Consider the following 20859-nt stretch of genomic DNA (forward strand, 5'->3'; position numbering starts at 1 on the left):
ATCGTATTTTTATTTTCATAGTTGTATTTTTATACATAACAATCAAAAAAATATTAGCCTATTGCTTGTTCCACATTTTGCAAAGTACTGCCAATGATTTCAAGTGCTGAATTCATTTCTTCGTATGTAACTGTAAGAGGTGGTAAAAATCTTATGACATTTGGACCGGCAACTAATGCAAGTAAACCATTTTCTCTTAACAAGCTAATCATTGAACCTACTTCAACGGAAAACTCTATTCCAAACATTAAGCCTTTATGGCGAATGCATTTAAAATTTTCTAGTGGGGATAATAGTTCCTCAAGCTTAGAAGTAAAATACTCTCCTTTTTCAGTTACATCATTTAGAAATTCTTCATCAAACAGAATATCTAATGTAGCATGAGCAGCCGACATAGCAAGTGGATTTCCTCCAAAAGTTGATCCATGACTGCCTGGGTTAAATGCAGTTTTTAAATAATTCTTTCCAATCATTGCACCTGTTGGAATGCCATTTCCAAGCGCTTTAGCTGAAGTAATAATATCTGGAGCGAGATTAAAATGCTGGTAAGCAAACGGTTTGCCCGTGCGTCCGATTCCTGTCTGTACTTCATCAATGATGAGGAGGGCCCCATATTCCTTGCATAATTGTTCAACAGCAGCTAAGAATTCTTTATTTGCTATGTGAACACCACCTTCACCTTGAACAATTTCAAGCATAATGGCAGCTGTATCGTTATCTATTTCCTTTTTTAACGAATCTACATCATTGAATGGCACATGTACAAAAGTTTGCAGCATCGAGCCGAAACCTTGCTTTACCTTATCTTGGCCAGTTGCGGCCATTGTGGCAAATGTACGACCATGAAAAGATTGTTGGAATGTAACGATTTTTGATTTACCCGTATATTTACGGGCTAGTTTAATAGCTGCCTCATTTGCTTCCGCTCCACTATTACAGAAGAAAACTGAACTTCCCATCGAATGAGATGTAAGTTTTTCAGCAACTTTCTCTTGAAGTGTGCTTTTAAACAAATTAGATGTATGCCAGATTTTATGTAGTTGATTTGTTGTGGCCTCTACAACGACAGGATGACAATGTCCTAGATTACAAACACCAATACCTGATGTAAAGTCCAAATATTCTTTTCCGTTAGAGTCAACTACTTTAGTACCGAGTCCAGAGACGATTTCAACGTCCCATCTTGCATAGTTTTCAAATAAATGGTTCATTCTATTTCACTTCCTCCAATTCCCTTTTTATCGTTGTTCCGATAATACCCGTTCCATCCAATAACGGACTATGGCCACTGACGATCATTGCTTCTTCCATGCCGCCGCGAAGACTATGTATAGCGGCCATTACCTTCGGAATCATTCCTCCTGATATGATGCCATCATCAATAAATTCCATAATTTCAGAAGCGGTCGCATTACTAATGATTTCATTATCTTTTAAAACACCAGGAACATCTGTTACAAATACGACTTTTTCTGCATTCACAGCTACGGCAATTTCAGCAGCTGCTGTATCGGCATTGATATTATAATAATCTTCATGATTCATTCCCATCGCGATTGGAGAAATGACAGGAACCATTTCGAGTGACAATAAATTTAGTAAAAATTGTTGGTTTACACGAGTTACCTCTCCTACTAAACCTAAATTCTCCAAATCTTTCGGTTCAGCATACATTAATCCTCCATCGGAGCCAGTTACTCCGATAGATGAAATCCCATGTTTTTGAAGCTTACGCACTAATTTATTCGTAATGTTTCCAGATAAAACCATTTCTACAACATTCATAATTTCATGAGTTGTTTTTCTCAAGCCATTCACAAATTCAGAATTAATTTGGAGATCATTCAGCAGTTCATTGATGGCGGGACCTCCACCATGGACAATAATTGGGTGAAAGCCCATCTCTTGCATGTTTTTGATCCCTTTAAAAAAGTCATTGGATAAAGTGTCAATCATGCTTCCACCGCACTTAATGACGATGATTTTTTTCATTGCGGAATCCCTCCCTTCATGTTCGATAGCTTGCATTAATACGGACATAGTCATACGTTAAATCACAGCCCCACGCTTTTCCATATCCAGAACCAATATTTAAGTGGATATTCATAACTACAGTTTCGTTCTTTAAATAATTGCTTAATGTTTCTTCTACATAATTTGCCGGCTGACTGTTTTCTAATAGTGAATATGGCCCAATAGCAATATCGATTTTTTCAGGGTCTAACGTCACCCTGCTTTTTCCGATTGCCATCATGACCCTTCCCCAATTAGGATCGGATCCGTAAACCATAGTTTTGACAAGGTCGGAACCGACGACTGTTTTCGCGACTTTCCCTGCTTCTTCATCAGATAATGCACCATGTACATTTACTTCAATTAGTTTTGTAGCCCCTTCACCATCTCTCGCAATCATGATGGCTAAATCTTCACAAACCTTTTCAAGTAAATGGACAAAATGTTCCCATTCCTCATGCTCTGGTGTGAGCGAAGTATTTTCCGCTAATCCGCTCGCCATAACAACGACCATATCATTTGTCGAAGTATCTCCATCAACGGTAATACGGTTAAACGTTTTATTCGTCACTTCACTTAAAGCAGCTTGTAAATGAATGTGTGGAATATTCGCATCTGTTGTAATGAAACCAAGCATCGTCGCCATATTCGGAGCAATCATCCCTGAACCTTTTGCAGATCCAGCCATTGTAATTTTGGCACCGTCAATAACGGTTTCATAACAAGTCGCCTTCATACAAGTATCCGTTGTTAAAATCGCTTCATTAAAATCGTAAGCAGACTGTTTGTTTTTTTGAGGAACAAGATGTTCAATGCCTGGAATTATTTTATCCATCGGCATAGTCTCACCAATGACACCTGTGGAAGCTACGGCCACATGATGATTTTGAATTGACAACAAAGTTGCAACTGCATTTTTCATTGAATGGGCATCAAATAAACCTTGATTTCCTGTACAAGCATTCGCATTTCCACTATTTACAACGATGGCTTGGAGTTTTCCGTCTTGCTCCAAACTCTCTTTCGTTACTTTTAGAGGAGCAGCAATAATTTGATTTAATGTGTATACAGCAGCCGCCTCTGCTGGAACATCGCAATATATTAAACCTAAATCATTGCGTTTCCGCTTCACTTTCGTATGTAGGCCTGCAGCCGAAAAGCCAAGTGGGGTAATAATTGTTCCTTCTTCTACTTTCATAATTTCTTCTTTACCCGTTATTTGCAATTTAATCACTCCTCTTTTGATGTTTTTTTTACAGTTTATGGGTATACAGGGCTGAATTTCAGACCAGCGGTTTCCTCATAACCAAACAATATATTGGCATTTTGCACCGCCTGACCTGCAGCTCCTTTCATTAAGTTATCTATGACAGATACAATTGTTATTCTTTCGGTACGTTCATCATATGCGATCCCGATATCGCAAAAATTAGAAGCAGCCACTTCTTTCGTAGCTGGGAATATTCCTTTATTCCTTACACGTACAAATGGTTTGTTAATGTAAAATTCATGATATAGCTGCCATAATTCATCTTCGGTTATTTTCCCTTTGGCTGTTCCGTAAATAGTGGTCATAATTCCCCGCGTCATTGGGACAAGATGAGTTTGAAACGTAATCGGAGATTCATATCCGAATTCTTTAAGTATTTGCTCTATTTCAGGTATGTGCTGATGTTCGTTTACTTTATATATTTTAAAATTTTCATTGAGCTCACTATATATGTTTCCTAGACTTATAGATTGACCAGAACCAGATACTCCTGATTTTGCATCAATTATGACTGAACCTTCTTTTAAAATGTTGGCTTTAGCCAATGGAGCCAAACCTAAAAGGGCGGCAGTAGGATAACAACCTGGATTAGAAATAAATTGGCTGCCTTTTATTGAAATACCGTTTAATTCAGGTAAGGAATATACAGCTTTTTCAATCCATTCTTTTGGTGCAGCATTCCGCTTATACCAAAATTCATAGTCTTCAGTATTTTTCAAACGAAAGTCACCACTTAAATCAATGACAATGCATCCCGCAGTTAACAGTTCAGGCGCTAATTGTGAAGCAATGCCAGTAGGAACTGCCAGGAATACAACATCCGTGTCTTTTGCCATTTTAATAGGATCAATTTCATCTAATGTTAAAGGGATAACCCCTGTTAAATGCGGGTAATGATCATAAATTTCTCTACCTTGTCTGGAAGATGTATATAAAGCTGCAATTTCAAAATGTGGGTGAGATTGCAAAATGCGCAGTAACTCCGCTCCACCATATCCAGTTGCGCCAACAATTCCTACTCTCATTCATTTCACTCCTATATTACTTGCAAGTTTGGATCTTGCATATTACATTATAAATTTAATTTGATTATTTTTTTATCGTATTAATCCATTAATTATTTTAGATGTTTCCTATTATACTGTGAATAAAAATAAATACAATAGTATATTTATAAATTTCTTTATAAAAAATAAGCCTTCACTTTTTGAAGGCTTATTTTATTCATTTCTCTTCCGCTTCTACCCCGATTTGAGCACTTCTAAACAATACTTTCGCTTCTCCACTTTGAGCTACATCCATTATAAATGAACCATTTGAATAACGATCATTATATCTAATGCTCGCACTATAAATCGTTTCTTCTTGTCCTTTTTCGGTTATAAGTGTTAATTCATCGCGATTGTCTACAACTTTCATACCAATGATTCGGTGTGGATTATTTTTCAATTCCCTTAATAATACAACACCTCGTTTTGCTCTGCTTGCTTTTTCAAATTCAGACAGCTTCATTTTTTTGATAGCACTTCTATGTGTAGCAATAAGGATACTAACATCACTTTCACCTGCAGTGAATACTTCTCCATTCACGACATAATCATGATCTTTTAAATTAATGGCTTTTACACCTGCTGCCCTTGCCCCGACTTGATTTACTTCATCCTCTGAATACCATAATCCGTACCCTGTATGTGTCGCAATAAATATGTCTTTCGTTCCATCCGTAATATGCACATCTACAACTTGGTCATCATTTTTTAAGTTAATCGCAACGAGTGGTCGTGAATATCGTTGGGCTTTATATAAATCTAACGATGTTTTCTTTACCATTCCTTGTTTTGTGAAAAAGATGAGGAACTCGTTTTCAGTAAATTCTTTAACCGGAATTGCTTTTATAATCTCTTCATCACGCGCGATTGGCATTATAGCTGCAATATGTTGTCCAATATCTTTCCAACGAATATCTGGTAATTCATGGACAGGCATAAATAAATAATTACCTTTATTCGTAAATAACAATATAGTATCAGTTGTATTTATTTCTTGCATGAAAAGGAGCCAATCTGATTCTTTCATCGCAAGTTCCTGGCCGTTTGAAGCTGAATAAGAACGCATACTTGTCCTTTTAATATACCCTTCCTTTGTCACGGTTACGATGACATCCTCACTTGGAATCATAACTTCAAGATTAATCTTAATTTCTGAAACCTTTTCTTCTATTACGGTGCGCCTCGCATCCGCATATTTTTTCTTAATTTCTTTTAGCTCTTTTTTCACTAAATTTAAAAGTTTCTTTTCACTTTCTAAAATTCCTGTTAAATATTCGATCGTATTGATCAGCTCGCTTGCTTCGGCCTGAAGAGCTGTAATATCAGTGTTCGTCAATCGATATAATTGGAGCGAGACAATTGCTTCTGCTTGTTTTTCCGTAAAATCATATTTTTTGATGAGATTATCTTTAGCATCACGTTTATCTTTAGATGCACGAATAGTTGCAATCACTTCATCCAGAATGGAAAGTGCCTTCATTAGCCCTTCAACTATATGATGTCTTTCCTTCGCTTTTTCAAGTTCATATCTCGAACGATTTGTCACTACTTCTTTTTGATGGCCGATATATGCATCAAGCAGGTCAAGAAGTCCCATTAGTTTAGGTCTGCGTTTATCAATAGCGACCATATTAAAATTATACGTTACTTGAAGATCACTATTTTTAAATAAATAGTTTAATACACCATCGGCATCTGCTTCTTTTTTTAATTCTACGACAATCCTTAGACCTGTTCGATCTGTTTCATCTCGAACTTCAGCTATTCCTTCAAGCTTACGGTCAAGTCGGAATTCATCCATTTTTTTTACTAGATTCGCTTTATTGACATCGTATGGGATTTCCGTAATGACAATTTGTTGGCGTCCTCCGCGTATGGATTCTATTTCTGTTTTTGCTCTAACAATCGTTTTTCCGCGGCCCGTTTCATACGCTTTTTTGATGCCGTCGACTCCTTGAATAATCCCTCCGGTAGGGAAATCAGGTCCTTTTAAAACAGTCATCGCATCATCAACAGTACTCATTGGCTTTTCGATTCGCATAATGACCGCATCAATGACCTCACCTAAATGATGAGGAGGGATGTCTGTCGCATAACCTGCTGAGATCCCTGTAGAACCATTTACGAGCAAGTTAGGAAACCTTGCTGGCAAAACGGTTGGCTCTGACGATGTATCATCAAAGTTAGGAACAAAATCAACAGTTCTTTTATCAATATCGCGTAATAATTCTGATGCTACATGGGAAAGACGAGCTTCTGTATAACGCATAGCAGCAGCAGGATCTCCGTCGACACTTCCGTTATTTCCGTGCATTTCCACAAGCATTTGTCGGCCTTTCCATGGCTGACTCATCCTAACCATAGCATCATATACTGATGTATCACCATGAGGGTGATAATTACCAATTACATTTCCAACTGTTTTTGCAGATTTACGAAAACCTTTGTCCGCCGTATTTCCTTCCATATGCATCGCAAATAAAATCCGGCGTTGTACAGGTTTTAATCCGTCTCTTGCATCAGGCAATGCACGTTCTTGAATAATATATTTACTGTACCGGCCAAAGCGGTCACCAATCACTTCTTCAAGTGGTAAATCTTGAAATTTCTCCTGTAAACTCATGAGAACGGATATCCCCCTTCCGTTGTCAAATTATCATTTTCTAATATACTTTGGTCATCTTCTAGGCCAAATTGAACATTGCTCTCAATCCATTTTCTACGCGGTTCAACTTTGTCACCCATGAGCGTCGTCACTCTTCTTTCTGCCCTTGCCCCATCATCGATCAAAACACGAATTAACGTTCTCGTCTCCGGATTCATCGTTGTATCCCAAAGCTGGTCGGCATTCATCTCTCCAAGTCCTTTATAGCGCTGGAGCATATAGCCCTTTCCAACTTTTTTCGTCACACCTGCTAGCTCATCGTCTGTCCAAGCATATTCAATGACTTCTTTTTTACCGCTCCCTTTACTAACCTTATAAAGAGGTGGAAGCGCTATATATACTTTCCCCGCCTCAATTAATGGCTTCATATAACGGTAGAAAAAAGTCAAAAGTAAAACTTGAATATGAGCTCCGTCCGTATCAGCGTCTGTCATAATTACGATCTTATCGTAATTAACATCTTCCAAACTAAAATCAGGTCCTACCCCAGCACCAATTGTGTGAATAATTGTATTGATTTCTTCATTTTTAAAAATATCTTGGAGCTTAGCTTTTTCAGTGTTGATAACTTTTCCGCGAAGTGGCAGCACTGCTTGGAATTTCCGGTCTCTGCCTTGCTTTGCAGATCCGCCAGCGGAGTCACCTTCTACAAGGTATAATTCATTTTTTTGTGGATTGCGTGATTGAGCAGGCGTTAATTTACCAGACAAAAGTGCATCTGTTTTCCGGCGTTTTTTTCCGCTTCTTGCTTCTTCACGTGCTTTTCGAGCGGCTTCTCGTGCTTGAGCAGCTTTTACGGCCTTTTTTGCAAGTAATGAACTAACGTCGTGATTTTCAGCAAGAAAATAAGTTAAATGCTCTGTGATCACTGTATCAACGGCCGATCTTGCTTCTGACGTACCAAGTTTCCCTTTTGTTTGCCCCTCAAATTGAAGCATGCCTTCTGGAATTCTTACAGAAACAATGGCGGAAAGACCTTCTCTTATATCAGTGCCTTCTAGATTTTTATCTTTTTCTTTTAATAAGCCAGTTTTTCTTGCATATTCATTAAAGATTCTCGTCATAGCTGTTCTAGCGCCAACCTCGTGGGTTCCACCATCCTTTGTTCTTACATTATTGACAAAGGAAAGCATATTTTCCGAAAATCCATCATTAAATTGGAAGGCAAATTCCACTTCAATATCATTTGCTTCTCCTTCAAAAGAAGCAACTGGGTGCAACACGTCTTTTTCTTCATTTAAATATTCGACAAATGCTTCAATTCCATTTTCATAATAAAATACATCCCGCTGATCATGACGAAGATCTATTACTTCTATTTTTAATCCCTTTAGTAAAAACGCGGATTCCCTTAATCTTTCACAAAGTAAATCATAATTAAAGATTGTTGTGCTAAAAATGGATGGATCAGGTTTAAAATGAATTTTTGTACCTGTTTGCTTTGACGTTCCGATTTTTTCAAGCGTTGTCTCGGGCTTACCGCCATGATGGAATTTTTGTTCAAATATATGGCCATCACGTTTGATTGTGACTATGAGCCATTCAGAGAGAGCATTTACAACAGAGGCTCCAACTCCATGAAGTCCACCACTTGTTTTATAACCACCCTGTCCAAATTTTCCACCTGCATGTAAGACCGTAAAAATTACTTCTGTTGTCGGTTTTCCAGTTTGATGCATTCCGGTAGGCATCCCCCGACCTTTATCCTCGACACTGATGCTATTGTCTTTATGAATTTTTACAATAATTTCGCTTCCTTGACCGGCAAGCGCTTCATCAACGGAATTATCAACGATTTCGTATACTAAATGATGCAGTCCTCTTGAATCTGTTGATCCAATGTACATACCAGGACGCTTTCTAACTGCTTCTAGTCCCTCTAATACTTGTATTGAATCATCATTATATTCAAAGTTTGTAATATTTTTCGCCACTTATATACCCCTTTCAACAACTAAGACAAAAAACAAGTAATCAAACAGGCGTTCGCCCTCTAGTTATATTTTATCAAAAAAAAGCGCGTATGTCTTATTCTATAACCGTTTATCTGTTTTTGGCAAATGCACAAATATTAATTCATTAAAAAACAAGCACCGATTTAGTGCTTGCACCGTAAAAATTTTTATTTCGTCATTGCGTGTTCAACCTTTATGCAGCGGTCCATTATGACGGTATAGCCTTTTTCTTTCAAGAATTGATAAGCTTCTTCATTTTCAATTCCTAATTGTGCCCAAAATACGTCTGCATCAATTTGAGTAAATTCTTTTGCAATATCTGGCAGAAACTCTGGCCTTCTAAATATATTTACAATATCTACATGGCCCTCTATATCTTTTAATGATGCAACAGCTTTTGAACCCAATACTTCATCGACGAGAGGATTAACAGGAATAATCTCATAGCCGGCATTTTTCATAGCTTCGGATACCATATATGATGTTCTAGCCGGATTATCGCTTATTCCAACTACAGCTATTCGTTTCGCTTTTTTCAAAATTTCTCCAATTTCTTGACGACTTGGATTTTCAACGCCCATATCAAATTCCTCCCTTTTAGGATTGAGTATTTATATAAATCGTAAAGGAGTATGTGATTTGTTGCAAGCTAAATACTCTGATTGACATTTTCTGCAGAATTTGTTTTTTCTTTGCAGAATCTTCGTGGTACAATTAATGGGCACAACTTTATAAAGGAGCAATGCTTATGCAATATGCACTCATACTACTTGCAGCTTATTTAATAGGATCTATACCTTCTGGGTTAATAGTAGGGAAGGTCTTTTATGGAATAGATATTAGACAGCATGGTAGTGGAAATCTAGGTGGTACGAACACTTTTCGTACATTAGGAAAAAAGGCTGGAATCACCGTCACAGCAGCCGATATTTTAAAAGGTACAATCGTCATCGTTTTAGCAAAACTATTCGGGACTGATATGCATCCACTTATCGCAGGGGTTTTCGCAGTAGTGGGACATATGTTTCCAATTTTTGCAGGTTTTCGTGGTGGAAAAGCTGTAGCAACATCTGGAGGTGTCCTTTTAGGTTATGTACCAATTCTTTTTATATTATTAGTTGCAGTATTCCTGTTAAGTTTAAAATTGACTAAATATGTATCATTATCATCAATTATAGCAGGTATTTTCGCCGTTATTTATTCACTCTTCACTAGGGATATTCCGCTTATTATCGTCGCCATAGCCTTAGCATCATTTGTTGTGGTCCGCCATCGAACGAATATAAAACGGATAATGGATAAAACAGAGCCAAAAGTAAAATGGATGTAAAATATATTAAAGAAAGATTGAATGCCAATGAATAGAACAAGGATATTATTAGGGGTCATATTGATTATTTTACTATCATCGGGCATCATTACCTTACTATTATTCCAAAATAATCAATCTACAGAAACGTTAAATAAAAGTATTAACGTGCAAAATCAACGAAACATTGAAATTGCAGCTAAGGGATACAAAACAGAGGCAGTCATTGGCGGAATTGGTGATATTTTGATTCACGACTGGGTTTATAATGATGCTAAAACGAATAATGGATATGATTTTAATCCAATGTTTGAACCCGTTCACTCAATTTTGCAAAAACCAGATTTTCTAATTGCTAATCAAGAGTCAATACCTGGCGGAACTGAAATTGGCATAACGAGTTATCCATCCTTTAATAGTCCTCATGAAGTTGTCGATGCATTAATGAACGCAGGAGTAGATATGGTGACAACTGCAAATAATCACTCGTTAGATAAAGGAGAACGGGGGATAATAAGTGCGATTGACTATTATGAAAAGAAAAAACTACCTTATACTGGTACATATAAAAGCCCTGAAGATAAGGCAAATATGAGAGTCATGACAGTAAATGGTATTCGAATCGCAGTTCTTTCCTATGCAACCCATTTTAATGGAATACCAATTCCACAAGGTAAGGAATATCTTGTTAATCAGCTGGATCCAAAACTAGTTGCAGCTGATATCAATAAAGCGAAAACAAAATCCGACCTTGTTTTATTGGCTCTTCATTGGGGAGATGAATATATTAGGCAGCCGAATCAAATTCAAAAAGATCAAGCAGCTGAATTTATGGATGCAGGAGCAGATATTATTTTAGGACACCATCCCCATGTTCTTCAACCGATGGAATGGGTAAAAAAACCGGATGGTAAAAAAGGACTTATTGTTTATTCATTAGGCAATTTTTTATCAGGTCAAATTTGGGATTATAAGGACATAGGCGGAATGATTGAAATTACGGTCAAAAAAGAAGTAAAAGGAAACGACTCTGTTACTTCGGTTGAAAAAGCCGCCTTCCACCCAACATTTTCAGCAAGCACAAACTTTAAAACGTATCGTGTATACCCACTTGATGTAGCAAAAAGTAAAGGATTTACAAACCATAGCAGTAAAGAAATTCAAAAATTCTTTTATAATAAAAAATAACGGCTGATCATTCAACCGTTATTTTTTATATTCGTATGAAGGTTCATCAAGTTTTCTGTCATAATCCACATATAAATCATGTCCATCAAAATACCATATATCTCGATGTTCAATAAAATAGTTGATTCCATCTTTTTCGTACAATACACCTAAATCAATCGGGTCTTCCTTATTTACACCTAAAGAAAAACCTTGTTGAACTGGACTCGATCCACCATACCTCACATAAAAACGAACAAAGTCTCCTTTTTTTAAATACATCTCATTGTGGAACCATTCTGCTGCTTTCTCAGTTAAATGAATATCCATGAAATGAACCTCCTTTTTATGATTGTAAAAGAGAAAATGATTTCAATTGGTCTTCTAAACCTTCCTTCTGGAGAATCTCCAACTGCTTTTGGCCTAGCAAATCGAAATGTGAATACCCATCTTTTCTAAGATGAATCCATTCTTTTTTCAATCCATATTGAATTCCCCAGTCCGAAAGCTTTTTTAAATCCTTGCAACCTACTTTTGTAACAGTATTTATATCAGGGAAACGGTCATCTAGCCAATAGTGAGTAATAAATGCAATTTTACCATGGTCAATATCACGTTTCCACTGAAGCAACTCTTTTCTATTAATTCCAAATGCCATACTTATTTCCTCACAGTTTCATCGTGCTTTTTGGCATTGACATATACTTGATGCCATTCTGGATATAACTTACGCAGTGAAACTGGTTTGAAATTTTCTCTTCTAACACAGACATGCTTCGTGTATCCAGTAACTGCTACATCACCATTTGATGAAAAAATCTCGTAACCATATGTCGTTCTTAAGCCATTATATTCTTCTATCCATGTTTTAACTGTTACAATATCTCCATATTTAATGGGCTGTATATAACTAGCTTGTACATCAATTACTGGCGCCAAAATCCCATCTTTTTCTAAATCCGCATACTGAAAACCGAGCTCTTCAATTAATTTTGTACGCCCTATCTCCATCCAAACTAAGTAATTTGCATGATAGACGATTCCCATTTGATCTGTTTCAGCATAACGGACTTCTATTTTCGTTTCAGAAATAACCATCCATTTTTCCACCTTAACTTATTTATATGTTCATTTTATCACATTGTTTAAAAAGGTTGAATTAATATGAATCTGATTAAGACAGATTAAGTGTTGTGCTCCGCAGTAATCTAATCCATTGTGGTTGTCACATGTTGTTGACTTTTAAGTGGATGTTCCTTTTTTTTGCGCTTCGACTAATATAAAGGAAAACAGTGAGGTCTGAAAAACGGTAGTCGCCTAAATAAGAAGGAAGGCTAAAGTACAGCGGCCTGTTGCACTCACTAGTAGTAACGATCTGTGGCTTCAACTACACTTTGTGCATCCATGTACATTGCAACGCCTTCCTGACCCGTGTCCAGCGTGCCTCCGGCAGTAATGTCCTGAGGGAAAAAACGTCCGCATTTTAACTATTATCGACGCTTATTTATATTTTCAAGGGGTTAGCGATTTTAGCCAAACTAGACAAGCTGATGTTAGTTTATCTAAGGGGAAAGGACAACTTTGTTAGTCAATTAAAGTAAATAAACAAAACCGGCATTTAGCCGGTTTATTAATCTTGTTTATGTTGAGCTGATGCTTCGTCTTTTATTTCTTCGCGCATTCCATCAATACTTTCACGGCGTCTTTCATTTTTCGCTTTAATATGTTCTTGGTCCTGACTATCAGAGAATTCCATTGTTGCCTCTGCTTCTTCCATATTTTCTATTGTGTTATGCACCATTTCTTGTAGCTTTTCAACATTATCACTGCGATCATCAGGTTTTGGTTTATAATTATTCACATATTCCATCCTTTCTCTAGATGAATTTCTTGATGATTATTCCCCTTTGGTTTGAATATATTGGGGATGCTGTCCAGATTTATCTGCCATTTTTTTACCTTTGTTCGCATCTACGGCAACTTGTTGTTCACCTAAATGATCTGGAGTAAAATTTTCTGGCCCTCTTTTTGGTTTGCTCATTTATTCTCCTCCCTTCCTTATTACTATTACCTGAAAGAAGGGAATTATGACGTAGTTATGCTCTTCTCATATGCTTTTCATCTAATCTGTTTTCAATTCTTTCTAAAGCCTTTGAATCATTTAACAATGCCTGTTTATTCTCTTGAACAAGATCTAAAAACGTTTTCTTTCCACGTCTTCTCATTTTTTTCACTCCTTGTAAAGTTCTACTATTACTATTGTCAAAAAAAGGCTGGATTAAACCAAATTTTCTAACTTTTTACAATGTAAAAAAACTTTGCCGAAATTAATCGGCAAAGTTTTACATGTATCATTTAGCTAAACGCCTATCAACTAGAAATCTTTTAACCATTTCCCTGCGATAAAGTGACTAGGTTTGTTCCTCATTTATCGCGAGTTTTAGGCGTGCGCTTTTGTAGTTATTCAGCTAGCTTACCACGTAGCACCATTTGTAGGATACCACCATTGCGGTAGTAATCGATCTCTACTTCAGAATCAAAGCGAACGAGTACTTCAAATTCTTTCTTCGATCCGTCTTCAGCTACAGCAGTAACTTTAATAATATCACGAGGCTTTACTGTTTCATCAACATGAACATTGATGATTTCTTTACCAGTTAAACCAAGAACATCAGCATTTTCACCTTTTTTAAACTGCAATGGAAGAACACCCATCATCGCAAGATTAGAACGGTGAATTCTTTCGAAGCTCTCTGCGATAACTGTTTTAATACCTAAAAGGTTTGTACCTTTTGCAGCCCAGTCACGTGAAGATCCCATTCCGTAGTCTTTTCCAGCTAATACGATTAAACCTGTACCATCCTCTTTATAACGCATGCACGCATCATAAATGGAGCTTACTTCTCCTGTTGGCCAGTATGTTGTATAGCCGCCTTCTGTTCCAGGTGCCACTTGGTTGCGGATGCGGATATTAGCAAATGTACCACGCATCATTACTTCATGATTTCCGCGTCTTGAACCATAAGAGTTAAACTCACGAGGTTGTACACCCTTTTCAAGCAAGTATCTTCCTGCAGGAGTATCTTTACCAATTGCACCTGCTGGTGAGATATGGTCCGTTGTAACTGAATCCCCAAATTTGCCAACGATACGTAATCCTGTTAAAGGTTTTACGGTTTCTAGTTCATTTGATAAATTCTCGAAAAACGGTGGATTTTGAATATAAGTTGAATCATCATCCCATTTATAAAGTGGATCATTACTTGTTTTAATTTCATTCCAACGCTTATTATCATCAAATACGTGCTCATATTCTTTACGGAACAATTCAGGAGTAACTGTTTTATGAACGACTTCAACAATTTCTTCTCTTGTTGGCCAAATATCTTTCATGAATACTTCATTGCCATCTTTATCTTTTCCAAGCGGCTCTTTATTCAAATCAATATCAACTGTTCCAGCAAGCGCGTAAGCAACTACAAGTGGAGGAGAAGCCAAATAATTTCCACGAACAAGTGGATGAATTCTTCCTTCGAAGTTCCGGTTTCCTGAAAGAACTGAAGTAACAAGCAAGTCACTTTCCATGATTGCTTTTTCAATTTCATCCTTCAATGGACCAGAGTTTCCGATACATGTTGTACAACCGTAACCAACAAGGTCAAAACCAAGTTGAGACATATAAGGCATTAAGCCAGCATCACGAAGATAGCCTGTTACTACTTTTGAACCAGGTGCAAGTGATGTTTTTACATATTTCGGCACTTGCAATCCTTTTTCTACCGCTTTTTTCGCTAGCAATCCCGCGCCAAGCATAACATAAGGATTGGAAGTATTTGTACAGCTTGTAATAGCGGCGATTACTAATGCACCAGTCTTCATTACTTCTTCATCGCCGTTATCAAATGATACTTTAACTTCTTTCGTAATTTCTGCAGGATCAAGTCCAAACCCTTGGTTTCCTACAGGTGCTCGCAAAGCTTCTTTGAAAGCACTTTGCATCTGGGAAAGAGGGATTAAATCTTGTGGACGTTTTGGTCCTGAAAGATTTGCTTCAATTTCTGATAGATCAAGTTCTACGATATCTTTATATACTGGATCTTCTTTTTCAACACTAAAGAACATATCATTTTCTTTCAAGTATTTTTCCACAAGAAGAATTTGCTCTTCAGGACGGCCAGTTAAACGCAAGTAATTCAATGTCTCGCCATCAACCGGGAAAAATCCACAAGTAGCCCCATATTCAGGCGCCATGTTAGCAATCGTAGCACGGTCTGCAAGTGGCAGGCTAGCAACTCCAGAACCATAAAATTCAACAAATTTACCAACAACACCATGTGAACGAAGAACTTGAGTTACTTTAAGCGCTAAGTCTGTCGCTGTAGCGCCATTTGGCAATTCACCTGTTAATTTAACCCCAACAACTTCAGGAATTGGGAAATAAGAAGGCTGACCTAGCATTCCAGCTTCTGCTTCAATACCGCCAACTCCCCAACCTAAAACACCGACACCATTAATCATGGTTGTATGTGAGTCAGTACCTACTAATGTATCCGGATATGCTTCAAAATCACCATTTGGAGTTTCGATGGCATGAACAACATTAGCTAAATATTCAAGGTTAACTTGGTGTACAATCCCTGTAGCAGGAGGAACAGCACGGTAATTATCAAATGCCTTTTGAGCCCAGCTTAAAAACTCATAACGTTCCGCATTTCTTTCGAATTCGTAATCCATGTTAACTTGTAGTGCTTCAGGAGACCCATAAGTATCAACTTGCACAGAATGGTCAATAACTAAATCAACAGGAATTTCAGGGTTGATTTTTTCTGCATCTCCACCAATATCGGACATTGCCTTTCTAAGTGAAGCAAGGTCTACAACGGCTGGAACACCAGTAAAGTCTTGAAGAATAACTCGTGATGGTTTAAAAGGTACTTCACCGTTTGTTACCTCATCCGTCGCCCATTTAGCTAAATCTTCTACATGCTCTTTTTTAATAACGCGTCCATCCATTTGTCTCAGAACAGATTCAAGTAATACCTTAATGGAATATGGCAAATGTGATACCTTTGCCACTCCTGCTTCTTCAAGTGCAGCCAAGCGGTAATAATGATAACGCTTGCCTCCAATATCGAAGGAAGAGCGAGCACCAAAAATATCATTTTTAGATTGTGCCATGTAAATTCCCCCTTTTCAAAAAATAGTCTCATAAAATTAAGTGAAATAAGTTATTCTAGCCAAACTTTCTCTCAATACTATCTTATGATAACTTAACTCATAAGTAAATTATAAGAAAGTTATGGATTTCAATAAGGAATTCTTATCGTTCCTTACTTTTGAGCAAACAAAAAACTCCACCATTCATAATACCAAAAATTTTATATAAAGAAAAATAAAATAGTTTATTTTCTTATACATGGCTATTATCATTTATGTTTTTTGATTATATATTCCCATCTTTTTCTAGATTTCAATTTCATTAAAATGTTTATCCTTACGTATATCAGGTAATAATAAACCTAAGCTCATATAAAGCGAAGCGCTTTTGCACATCGATGAATGACTTTGAATTCTTTGGGTGTAATGAAGGAAACACGATGAGTCCAAATATAGCAGTCGATGTTGATTTGTTGCAACGTAAGGACAAGAAGTTTACTAGTCGATAGGCACTGGAGCTAGACAATCAAAGCTTGAAACAATCCTAAAGGAGATGAATGAATAATGGGCTTTTTATTATACCTTATTGTGGGTGGCATCATTGGGTGGCTTGCAGGTTTAATTTTAGGCAAAGATATCCCTGGAGGAATTATTGGAAATATCATCGCAGGTATAATTGGAGCATGGCTTGGCGGAGCAATCTTTGGTGATTGGGGACCAGATGTAGCTGGCATTCCGATTGTTCCGGCCTTAATAGGATCATTAGTTCTTGTCTTCATTTTAAGTCTAATTTTAGGTTCAATGGCAAGAGGACGAAGAAACTCATAAAAAAAACAGGAGGATAACTCCTGTTTTTTATTGCTCTTTTTTTAGATTTTTATATAAATCAACATAGTGCATAACATCTTCTACATATTGATCACTATGGTTATAAGCAAATATTGCTTTCCTAATATCCCCGTCCGCAGCCCCACTTTTAGCTAAATAATTTGCTGCACTAAATATCGCATCTTCAATATCCCATGGATCTGCTTTTCCATCACCATTTGCATCTATTCCATATCCATTATATTTGGCAATTATTTTAGGATTTACTTTCTCATCTTCTGGAATATCTCCTTGTCCAAGATCTGTACATGTTGGATGCGACCAACCTACAAAAGTGCAAGGCATGAATTGCATATGACCTTCAGCACCAACCGGAGAAAGCATTGGGTCCATAGAAGAAAAAATCGTTTCAACCCTATGGATGGCCGCAAGCAAATACCAGGGAACCCTAAACTTTTCTTCTGCCGCGAAGTAGATTGGCATAAATTCTTCTGGAATAATCGATTTTTCGGGTTCAGTTTGTTGATGGTTATTTGAATATATCCCAAAAATAATAAAAGCAATAATAGGAGAAAAAAGAATAAGCAAAACTATGCGCCTTCTTTTTATTTGGTTCTTGCTAGCTTTAAATTTTTTGCTTATTTTCTTCACCAAATATTCCCCTTCCAAGTCTATATAACAAATATCAACTATTTGTAATGGATAAATTATCACGCAAATAATGGATCGCTTGATAAAGATGAGCAAATGTTTTCAGGCGGGAGAAGTCCAACCCTAGACTTATGCTCGTTTGTGCGATTTCAGGTCGCATGCCGGTAAGGATCATCGATATGTCCAGAAGGCGGAAAGTTTCTCCAAGCTGGAATATTTGATTTGCAACCATCGTGTCAATTACAGGTACTCCTGATAAATCAAGAATTATCCATTCTAACTCCATTTCGCTTGCTTTTTTCAAACTAGTCTCTAGTATTTTTGAAGCTCTGTATGTATCTATCTCTCCTACTAATGGTATTATACCTATGGTTTTATCAATTTTAATGACGGGTGTACCCAATTCAAGTATTGTTTCTTGTTGAGAAGAGAATATATATTCATAGTCATTCATGTATTTTTTGGTAACTAATTGTATCGCCTCGTCAAATTTACTGCTTACGGTCCGTATCCAATTAATCACCATTTTACCCGATACGATATTTGCGTGCTCTTCAATAAATATTTCAATATAGGAATAGTAGACACTTCTAAATAATGAAAAATTTACGATAACATCATAAAGAGGTGTTGCAGTAAGAGCACGAGTAGATGCGATAGATGAAGCCCATTCGTTTAGAGCGGCATCCTTTCCAAATATACTATTTGTTAATGCCAAAATAAACTCCTTATTCATTGAACGAATTTGATTATATGCCTCAGAATCCTTAGATTGTGCATAAACCCCGATTCCACTAGTATACGCTTGTTCAATCCAATCAGATGTAATATTTGGCACATTTCCGATCAAAAATTCGCTAATTTTATTTTCAATATGTTGATCTGTCATGACGTTAACTCCCTTCTTAATTTTTTATCCAACGATAAGTATTATGTTTATTATGTGGAAAATAGAGTCATTTCGCAAGTTAAGTGAAATCCCCTCCAAAAAAGAACCTATAAGGTACCCCAGATTGTGTATAAAAGCATCGAGAGTTCCACATCTCGGTGTCTTTTTCACTTTTAAATAGAATTGAAGGTGAAATCCGTTAATTTCCGCTCCAGTTGCTTGCTTTCCAAAGTCATTCGCCAAGCCTAGTCGTCGCTTACTTTCCTGCAAGGTCTCGCCTGTCAAGTAATCCTCCGACGACGAACAGGAAAGCCCCCTTAAGCTGATCCCTCGCATACCATGCTTTTCTTTTGCATCCGCAAAGACTCGTTCTATTGACTTCTTTTGACGAGAGTATATTTCTTTTTCTTCTTTTGATAACGAAAATGATTAGCCAAGTGAATATAACATCCCAAATATGACGTTGTATTAACATCTGTTGATTTTTACTTTAAGTACATTGTTCTTATAAAGGTCAATTCATTTTTCCATCACCACTATATAGCTATATATTTCAAATCAAAAAAGACTGTAGACAAACTCGATTTCATTGAGTTTGTCTACAGTCTGAAGCATCCACAAGGTACTCCTTTTATTATTCTTCTAAAAAAAGGATAATCTTTCCTGCATCTAGCTCTTCCATGTAACGATCCGCTAGTTCATCGTTTCCCATTGTTAAAAACATATTGCGTAAATCCTCGTTATTACCAATGAATGCGGATGCCATAGGACCTGCTGCTACAAAAGGTCCCGTCCCGGGGCTAGCCATTCCTGGGACTGCAATCCCTCCCCCGATACCTGCTAAAAAGCCTCCTAACACACCAAATACTCCTTCATTGGCGGGTTGTTGCTCTTCCACTTCCATTTTCTCTGTTAGATAGTCTGTTTTGTCTTCATCTTTTGCCAAAACAGAAAATCTATTTCTTTCTATCCCTTCTGCTTCATATTTTTTTATCTCATCAACTACTTCTTGCTGACTGTCAAAAATTCCAATTATTTTCGTATTCATAGGTTTGTGCCTCCTTGTTCCTTATAAATTACCCTTTTCAGAAATAATTAAAACAAAGAAGCGAAAAATCATCACAAATGTTGCCACTAGGACAATTATTTATTTTTACCTCTTGTCTACACAATGTTTTTTACTAGTACATAGAATATTTACTAAGGAGGTGTCATAATGGGCCACAAATTTTATGAAGGTAAAGTCTCATTATATCTTTCTTGTATATTAGCTGCATATGCTCTAATTGGATTAACCATTATATCAAGTACAGCAAGCATTCTTGGTTCATTAGCCAACATTTTGCTGACAATTGCAGTAATTGTCGTTGTATTGTTTGCGTTGGCGATCATTGTAATAGGGCTTGTAAAATTATTCTCTTCTTTTATATCATAGTTTTTTCTGGCGGTCACGTATCTACTGGCCGCCATGTTTTTTATGTGTTAAGCTTCATAAATATTTAACACATATATCTTTCAAAACATGGTATGGTTATTGTGATCAATGATAGAAAAGGGGTTTACCATGGGAATCACTAGTATTGCCGTATTATTATCAGGAATCATGTTCGTATTGTTCACTGCTGCGGTTATCATTTTTATTATATTTCTTAAAAATCATGAAAAAACAAGAAAAAACGATTAAAAGACCTACCTCAAAAAGGCAGGTCTTATTATTTTTCTATTTTTTCCATTTCCGGAACATTGCTATATTCATAGCGGCAGACGCTAAAAAGATCAGGGCAATGATTACTCCAATTATTGAATATCCTAGTTTAAAGGCATAATAAGTAAAAACAGCAAGACTCACTGAAATAAACCAGCCAAATATAAGTGTTACAACGAAATACGTTTTCTCCAATTCATC

At 36.8% G+C, this 20859-nt stretch carries 22 protein-coding genes; 4 read left to right on the forward strand and 18 right to left on the reverse strand.

What is annotated here, in order from left to right; all coding sequences use genetic code 11:
* Nucleotides 1-53 precede the first annotated feature (53 nt).
* The 7 genes from KHA96_RS04710 to KHA96_RS04740 all read right to left on the reverse strand — a co-directional run bounded on the left by KHA96_RS04710 (nucleotide 54) and on the right by KHA96_RS04740 (nucleotide 9533).
* The gene (locus tag KHA96_RS04710; RefSeq protein WP_213128113.1) at nucleotides 54-1211 is read right to left on the reverse strand and encodes an acetylornithine transaminase; all 1158 of its coding nucleotides are present in this window, start codon (nucleotides 1209-1211) and stop codon (nucleotides 54-56) included.
* 1 nt (nucleotide 1212) lies between these two features.
* Complete coding sequence (argB, locus tag KHA96_RS04715) at nucleotides 1213-1992, reverse strand: acetylglutamate kinase (RefSeq protein WP_213128114.1); 780 nt, start codon at nucleotides 1990-1992, stop codon at nucleotides 1213-1215.
* 16 nt (nucleotides 1993-2008) lie between these two features.
* Nucleotides 2009-3211, reverse strand: a complete 1203-nt coding sequence (gene argJ / locus KHA96_RS04720; protein WP_213128683.1) for a bifunctional glutamate N-acetyltransferase/amino-acid acetyltransferase ArgJ — start codon at nucleotides 3209-3211, stop codon at nucleotides 2009-2011.
* 62 nt (nucleotides 3212-3273) lie between these two features.
* Nucleotides 3274-4308 (reverse strand): N-acetyl-gamma-glutamyl-phosphate reductase, encoded by a 1035-nt coding sequence (argC, locus tag KHA96_RS04725; protein ID WP_213128116.1) that lies wholly within the window; start codon nucleotides 4306-4308, stop codon nucleotides 3274-3276.
* A gap of 199 nt (nucleotides 4309-4507) precedes the next feature.
* Nucleotides 4508-6955 carry a DNA topoisomerase IV subunit A gene (gene parC / locus KHA96_RS04730; RefSeq protein WP_213128117.1) on the reverse strand — a complete coding sequence of 816 codons (2448 nt, stop codon included), beginning with the start codon at nucleotides 6953-6955 and terminating at the stop codon, nucleotides 4508-4510.
* The gene (gene parE, locus KHA96_RS04735) at nucleotides 6952-8919 is read right to left on the reverse strand and encodes a DNA topoisomerase IV subunit B (RefSeq protein WP_481748219.1); all 1968 of its coding nucleotides are present in this window, start codon (nucleotides 8917-8919) and stop codon (nucleotides 6952-6954) included. Before parE ends, parC begins: the two co-directional genes overlap by 4 nt.
* Nucleotides 8920-9119: 200 nt before the next feature.
* Nucleotides 9120-9533, reverse strand: a complete 414-nt coding sequence (locus KHA96_RS04740; protein WP_213128119.1) for a CoA-binding protein — start codon at nucleotides 9531-9533, stop codon at nucleotides 9120-9122.
* A 167-nt stretch (nucleotides 9534-9700) separates the two neighbouring features.
* On the opposite strand from KHA96_RS04740, the gene plsY reads away from it, so the two are divergent.
* Together plsY and KHA96_RS04750 are read left to right on the forward strand one after the other, a co-directional pair.
* Nucleotides 9701-10282: a glycerol-3-phosphate 1-O-acyltransferase PlsY gene (gene plsY / locus KHA96_RS04745; RefSeq protein ID WP_213128120.1), complete on the forward strand. Its 582-nt coding sequence runs from the start codon at nucleotides 9701-9703 to the stop codon at nucleotides 10280-10282.
* A 27-nt stretch (nucleotides 10283-10309) separates the two neighbouring features.
* Complete coding sequence (locus KHA96_RS04750) at nucleotides 10310-11449, forward strand: CapA family protein (RefSeq protein WP_213128122.1); 1140 nt, start codon at nucleotides 10310-10312, stop codon at nucleotides 11447-11449.
* An 18-nt stretch (nucleotides 11450-11467) separates the two neighbouring features.
* Here the strand turns inward: KHA96_RS04750 and KHA96_RS04755 are convergent, their stop codons facing one another.
* From KHA96_RS04755 to acnA, 7 genes are all read right to left on the reverse strand, one after another.
* The gene (locus tag KHA96_RS04755) at nucleotides 11468-11758 is read right to left on the reverse strand and encodes a HesB/YadR/YfhF family protein (protein WP_213128123.1); all 291 of its coding nucleotides are present in this window, start codon (nucleotides 11756-11758) and stop codon (nucleotides 11468-11470) included.
* Between the two features lie 16 nt (nucleotides 11759-11774).
* A complete protein-coding gene (locus tag KHA96_RS04760) occupies nucleotides 11775-12086 on the reverse strand; it encodes a hypothetical protein (RefSeq protein ID WP_213128124.1) in 312 nt (103 codons plus the stop codon).
* 2 nt (nucleotides 12087-12088) lie between these two features.
* Nucleotides 12089-12526, reverse strand: coding sequence for an acyl-CoA thioesterase (locus KHA96_RS04765; RefSeq protein WP_213128125.1), 438 nt, complete (start codon nucleotides 12524-12526; stop codon nucleotides 12089-12091).
* Nucleotides 12527-13058: 532 nt separating this feature from the next.
* Nucleotides 13059-13298 carry a small acid-soluble spore protein Tlp gene (gene tlp, locus KHA96_RS04770; RefSeq protein ID WP_213128126.1) on the reverse strand — a complete coding sequence of 80 codons (240 nt, stop codon included), beginning with the start codon at nucleotides 13296-13298 and terminating at the stop codon, nucleotides 13059-13061.
* Between the two features lie 27 nt (nucleotides 13299-13325).
* Nucleotides 13326-13469, reverse strand: coding sequence for an acid-soluble spore protein N (locus KHA96_RS04775; RefSeq protein WP_213128127.1), 144 nt, complete (start codon nucleotides 13467-13469; stop codon nucleotides 13326-13328).
* A gap of 55 nt (nucleotides 13470-13524) precedes the next feature.
* Nucleotides 13525-13653, reverse strand: a complete 129-nt coding sequence (locus tag KHA96_RS04780; RefSeq protein ID WP_213128128.1) for an FbpB family small basic protein — start codon at nucleotides 13651-13653, stop codon at nucleotides 13525-13527.
* Nucleotides 13654-13888: 235 nt separating this feature from the next.
* Nucleotides 13889-16606, reverse strand: a complete 2718-nt coding sequence (gene acnA / locus KHA96_RS04785) for an aconitate hydratase AcnA (protein ID WP_213128129.1) — start codon at nucleotides 16604-16606, stop codon at nucleotides 13889-13891.
* A gap of 543 nt (nucleotides 16607-17149) precedes the next feature.
* On the opposite strand from acnA, the gene KHA96_RS04790 reads away from it, so the two are divergent.
* A complete protein-coding gene (locus tag KHA96_RS04790) occupies nucleotides 17150-17413 on the forward strand; it encodes a GlsB/YeaQ/YmgE family stress response membrane protein (RefSeq protein ID WP_213128130.1) in 264 nt (87 codons plus the stop codon).
* 27 nt (nucleotides 17414-17440) lie between these two features.
* On the opposite strand, the gene KHA96_RS04795 is transcribed toward KHA96_RS04790, so the two are convergent.
* The 3 genes from KHA96_RS04795 to KHA96_RS04805 all read right to left on the reverse strand — a co-directional run bounded on the left by KHA96_RS04795 (nucleotide 17441) and on the right by KHA96_RS04805 (nucleotide 20001).
* Nucleotides 17441-18055: a lytic transglycosylase domain-containing protein gene (locus KHA96_RS04795; protein ID WP_481748220.1), complete on the reverse strand. Its 615-nt coding sequence runs from the start codon at nucleotides 18053-18055 to the stop codon at nucleotides 17441-17443.
* A 43-nt stretch (nucleotides 18056-18098) separates the two neighbouring features.
* On the reverse strand, nucleotides 18099-18953 hold the full coding sequence (locus KHA96_RS04800) for an STAS domain-containing protein (RefSeq protein WP_213128131.1): 855 nt from the start codon (nucleotides 18951-18953) through the stop codon (nucleotides 18099-18101).
* A gap of 634 nt (nucleotides 18954-19587) precedes the next feature.
* Nucleotides 19588-20001, reverse strand: a complete 414-nt coding sequence (locus KHA96_RS04805; RefSeq protein WP_213128132.1) for a general stress protein — start codon at nucleotides 19999-20001, stop codon at nucleotides 19588-19590.
* A gap of 168 nt (nucleotides 20002-20169) precedes the next feature.
* Between KHA96_RS04805 and KHA96_RS04810 the strand changes: the two genes are divergently transcribed.
* On the forward strand, nucleotides 20170-20388 hold the full coding sequence (locus KHA96_RS04810; protein WP_213128133.1) for a hypothetical protein: 219 nt from the start codon (nucleotides 20170-20172) through the stop codon (nucleotides 20386-20388).
* Between the two features lie 285 nt (nucleotides 20389-20673).
* Here KHA96_RS04810 and KHA96_RS04815 read toward each other — a convergent pair whose 3' ends face one another.
* The gene (locus KHA96_RS04815) at nucleotides 20674-20853 is read right to left on the reverse strand and encodes a hypothetical protein (RefSeq protein ID WP_213128134.1); all 180 of its coding nucleotides are present in this window, start codon (nucleotides 20851-20853) and stop codon (nucleotides 20674-20676) included.
* Nucleotides 20854-20859 lie beyond the last annotated feature (6 nt).

The organism is Bacillus sp. FJAT-49711 (genome assembly GCF_018343715.1).
Classification (GTDB): Bacteria; Bacillota; Bacilli; order Bacillales; family Bacillaceae_C; genus Lederbergia.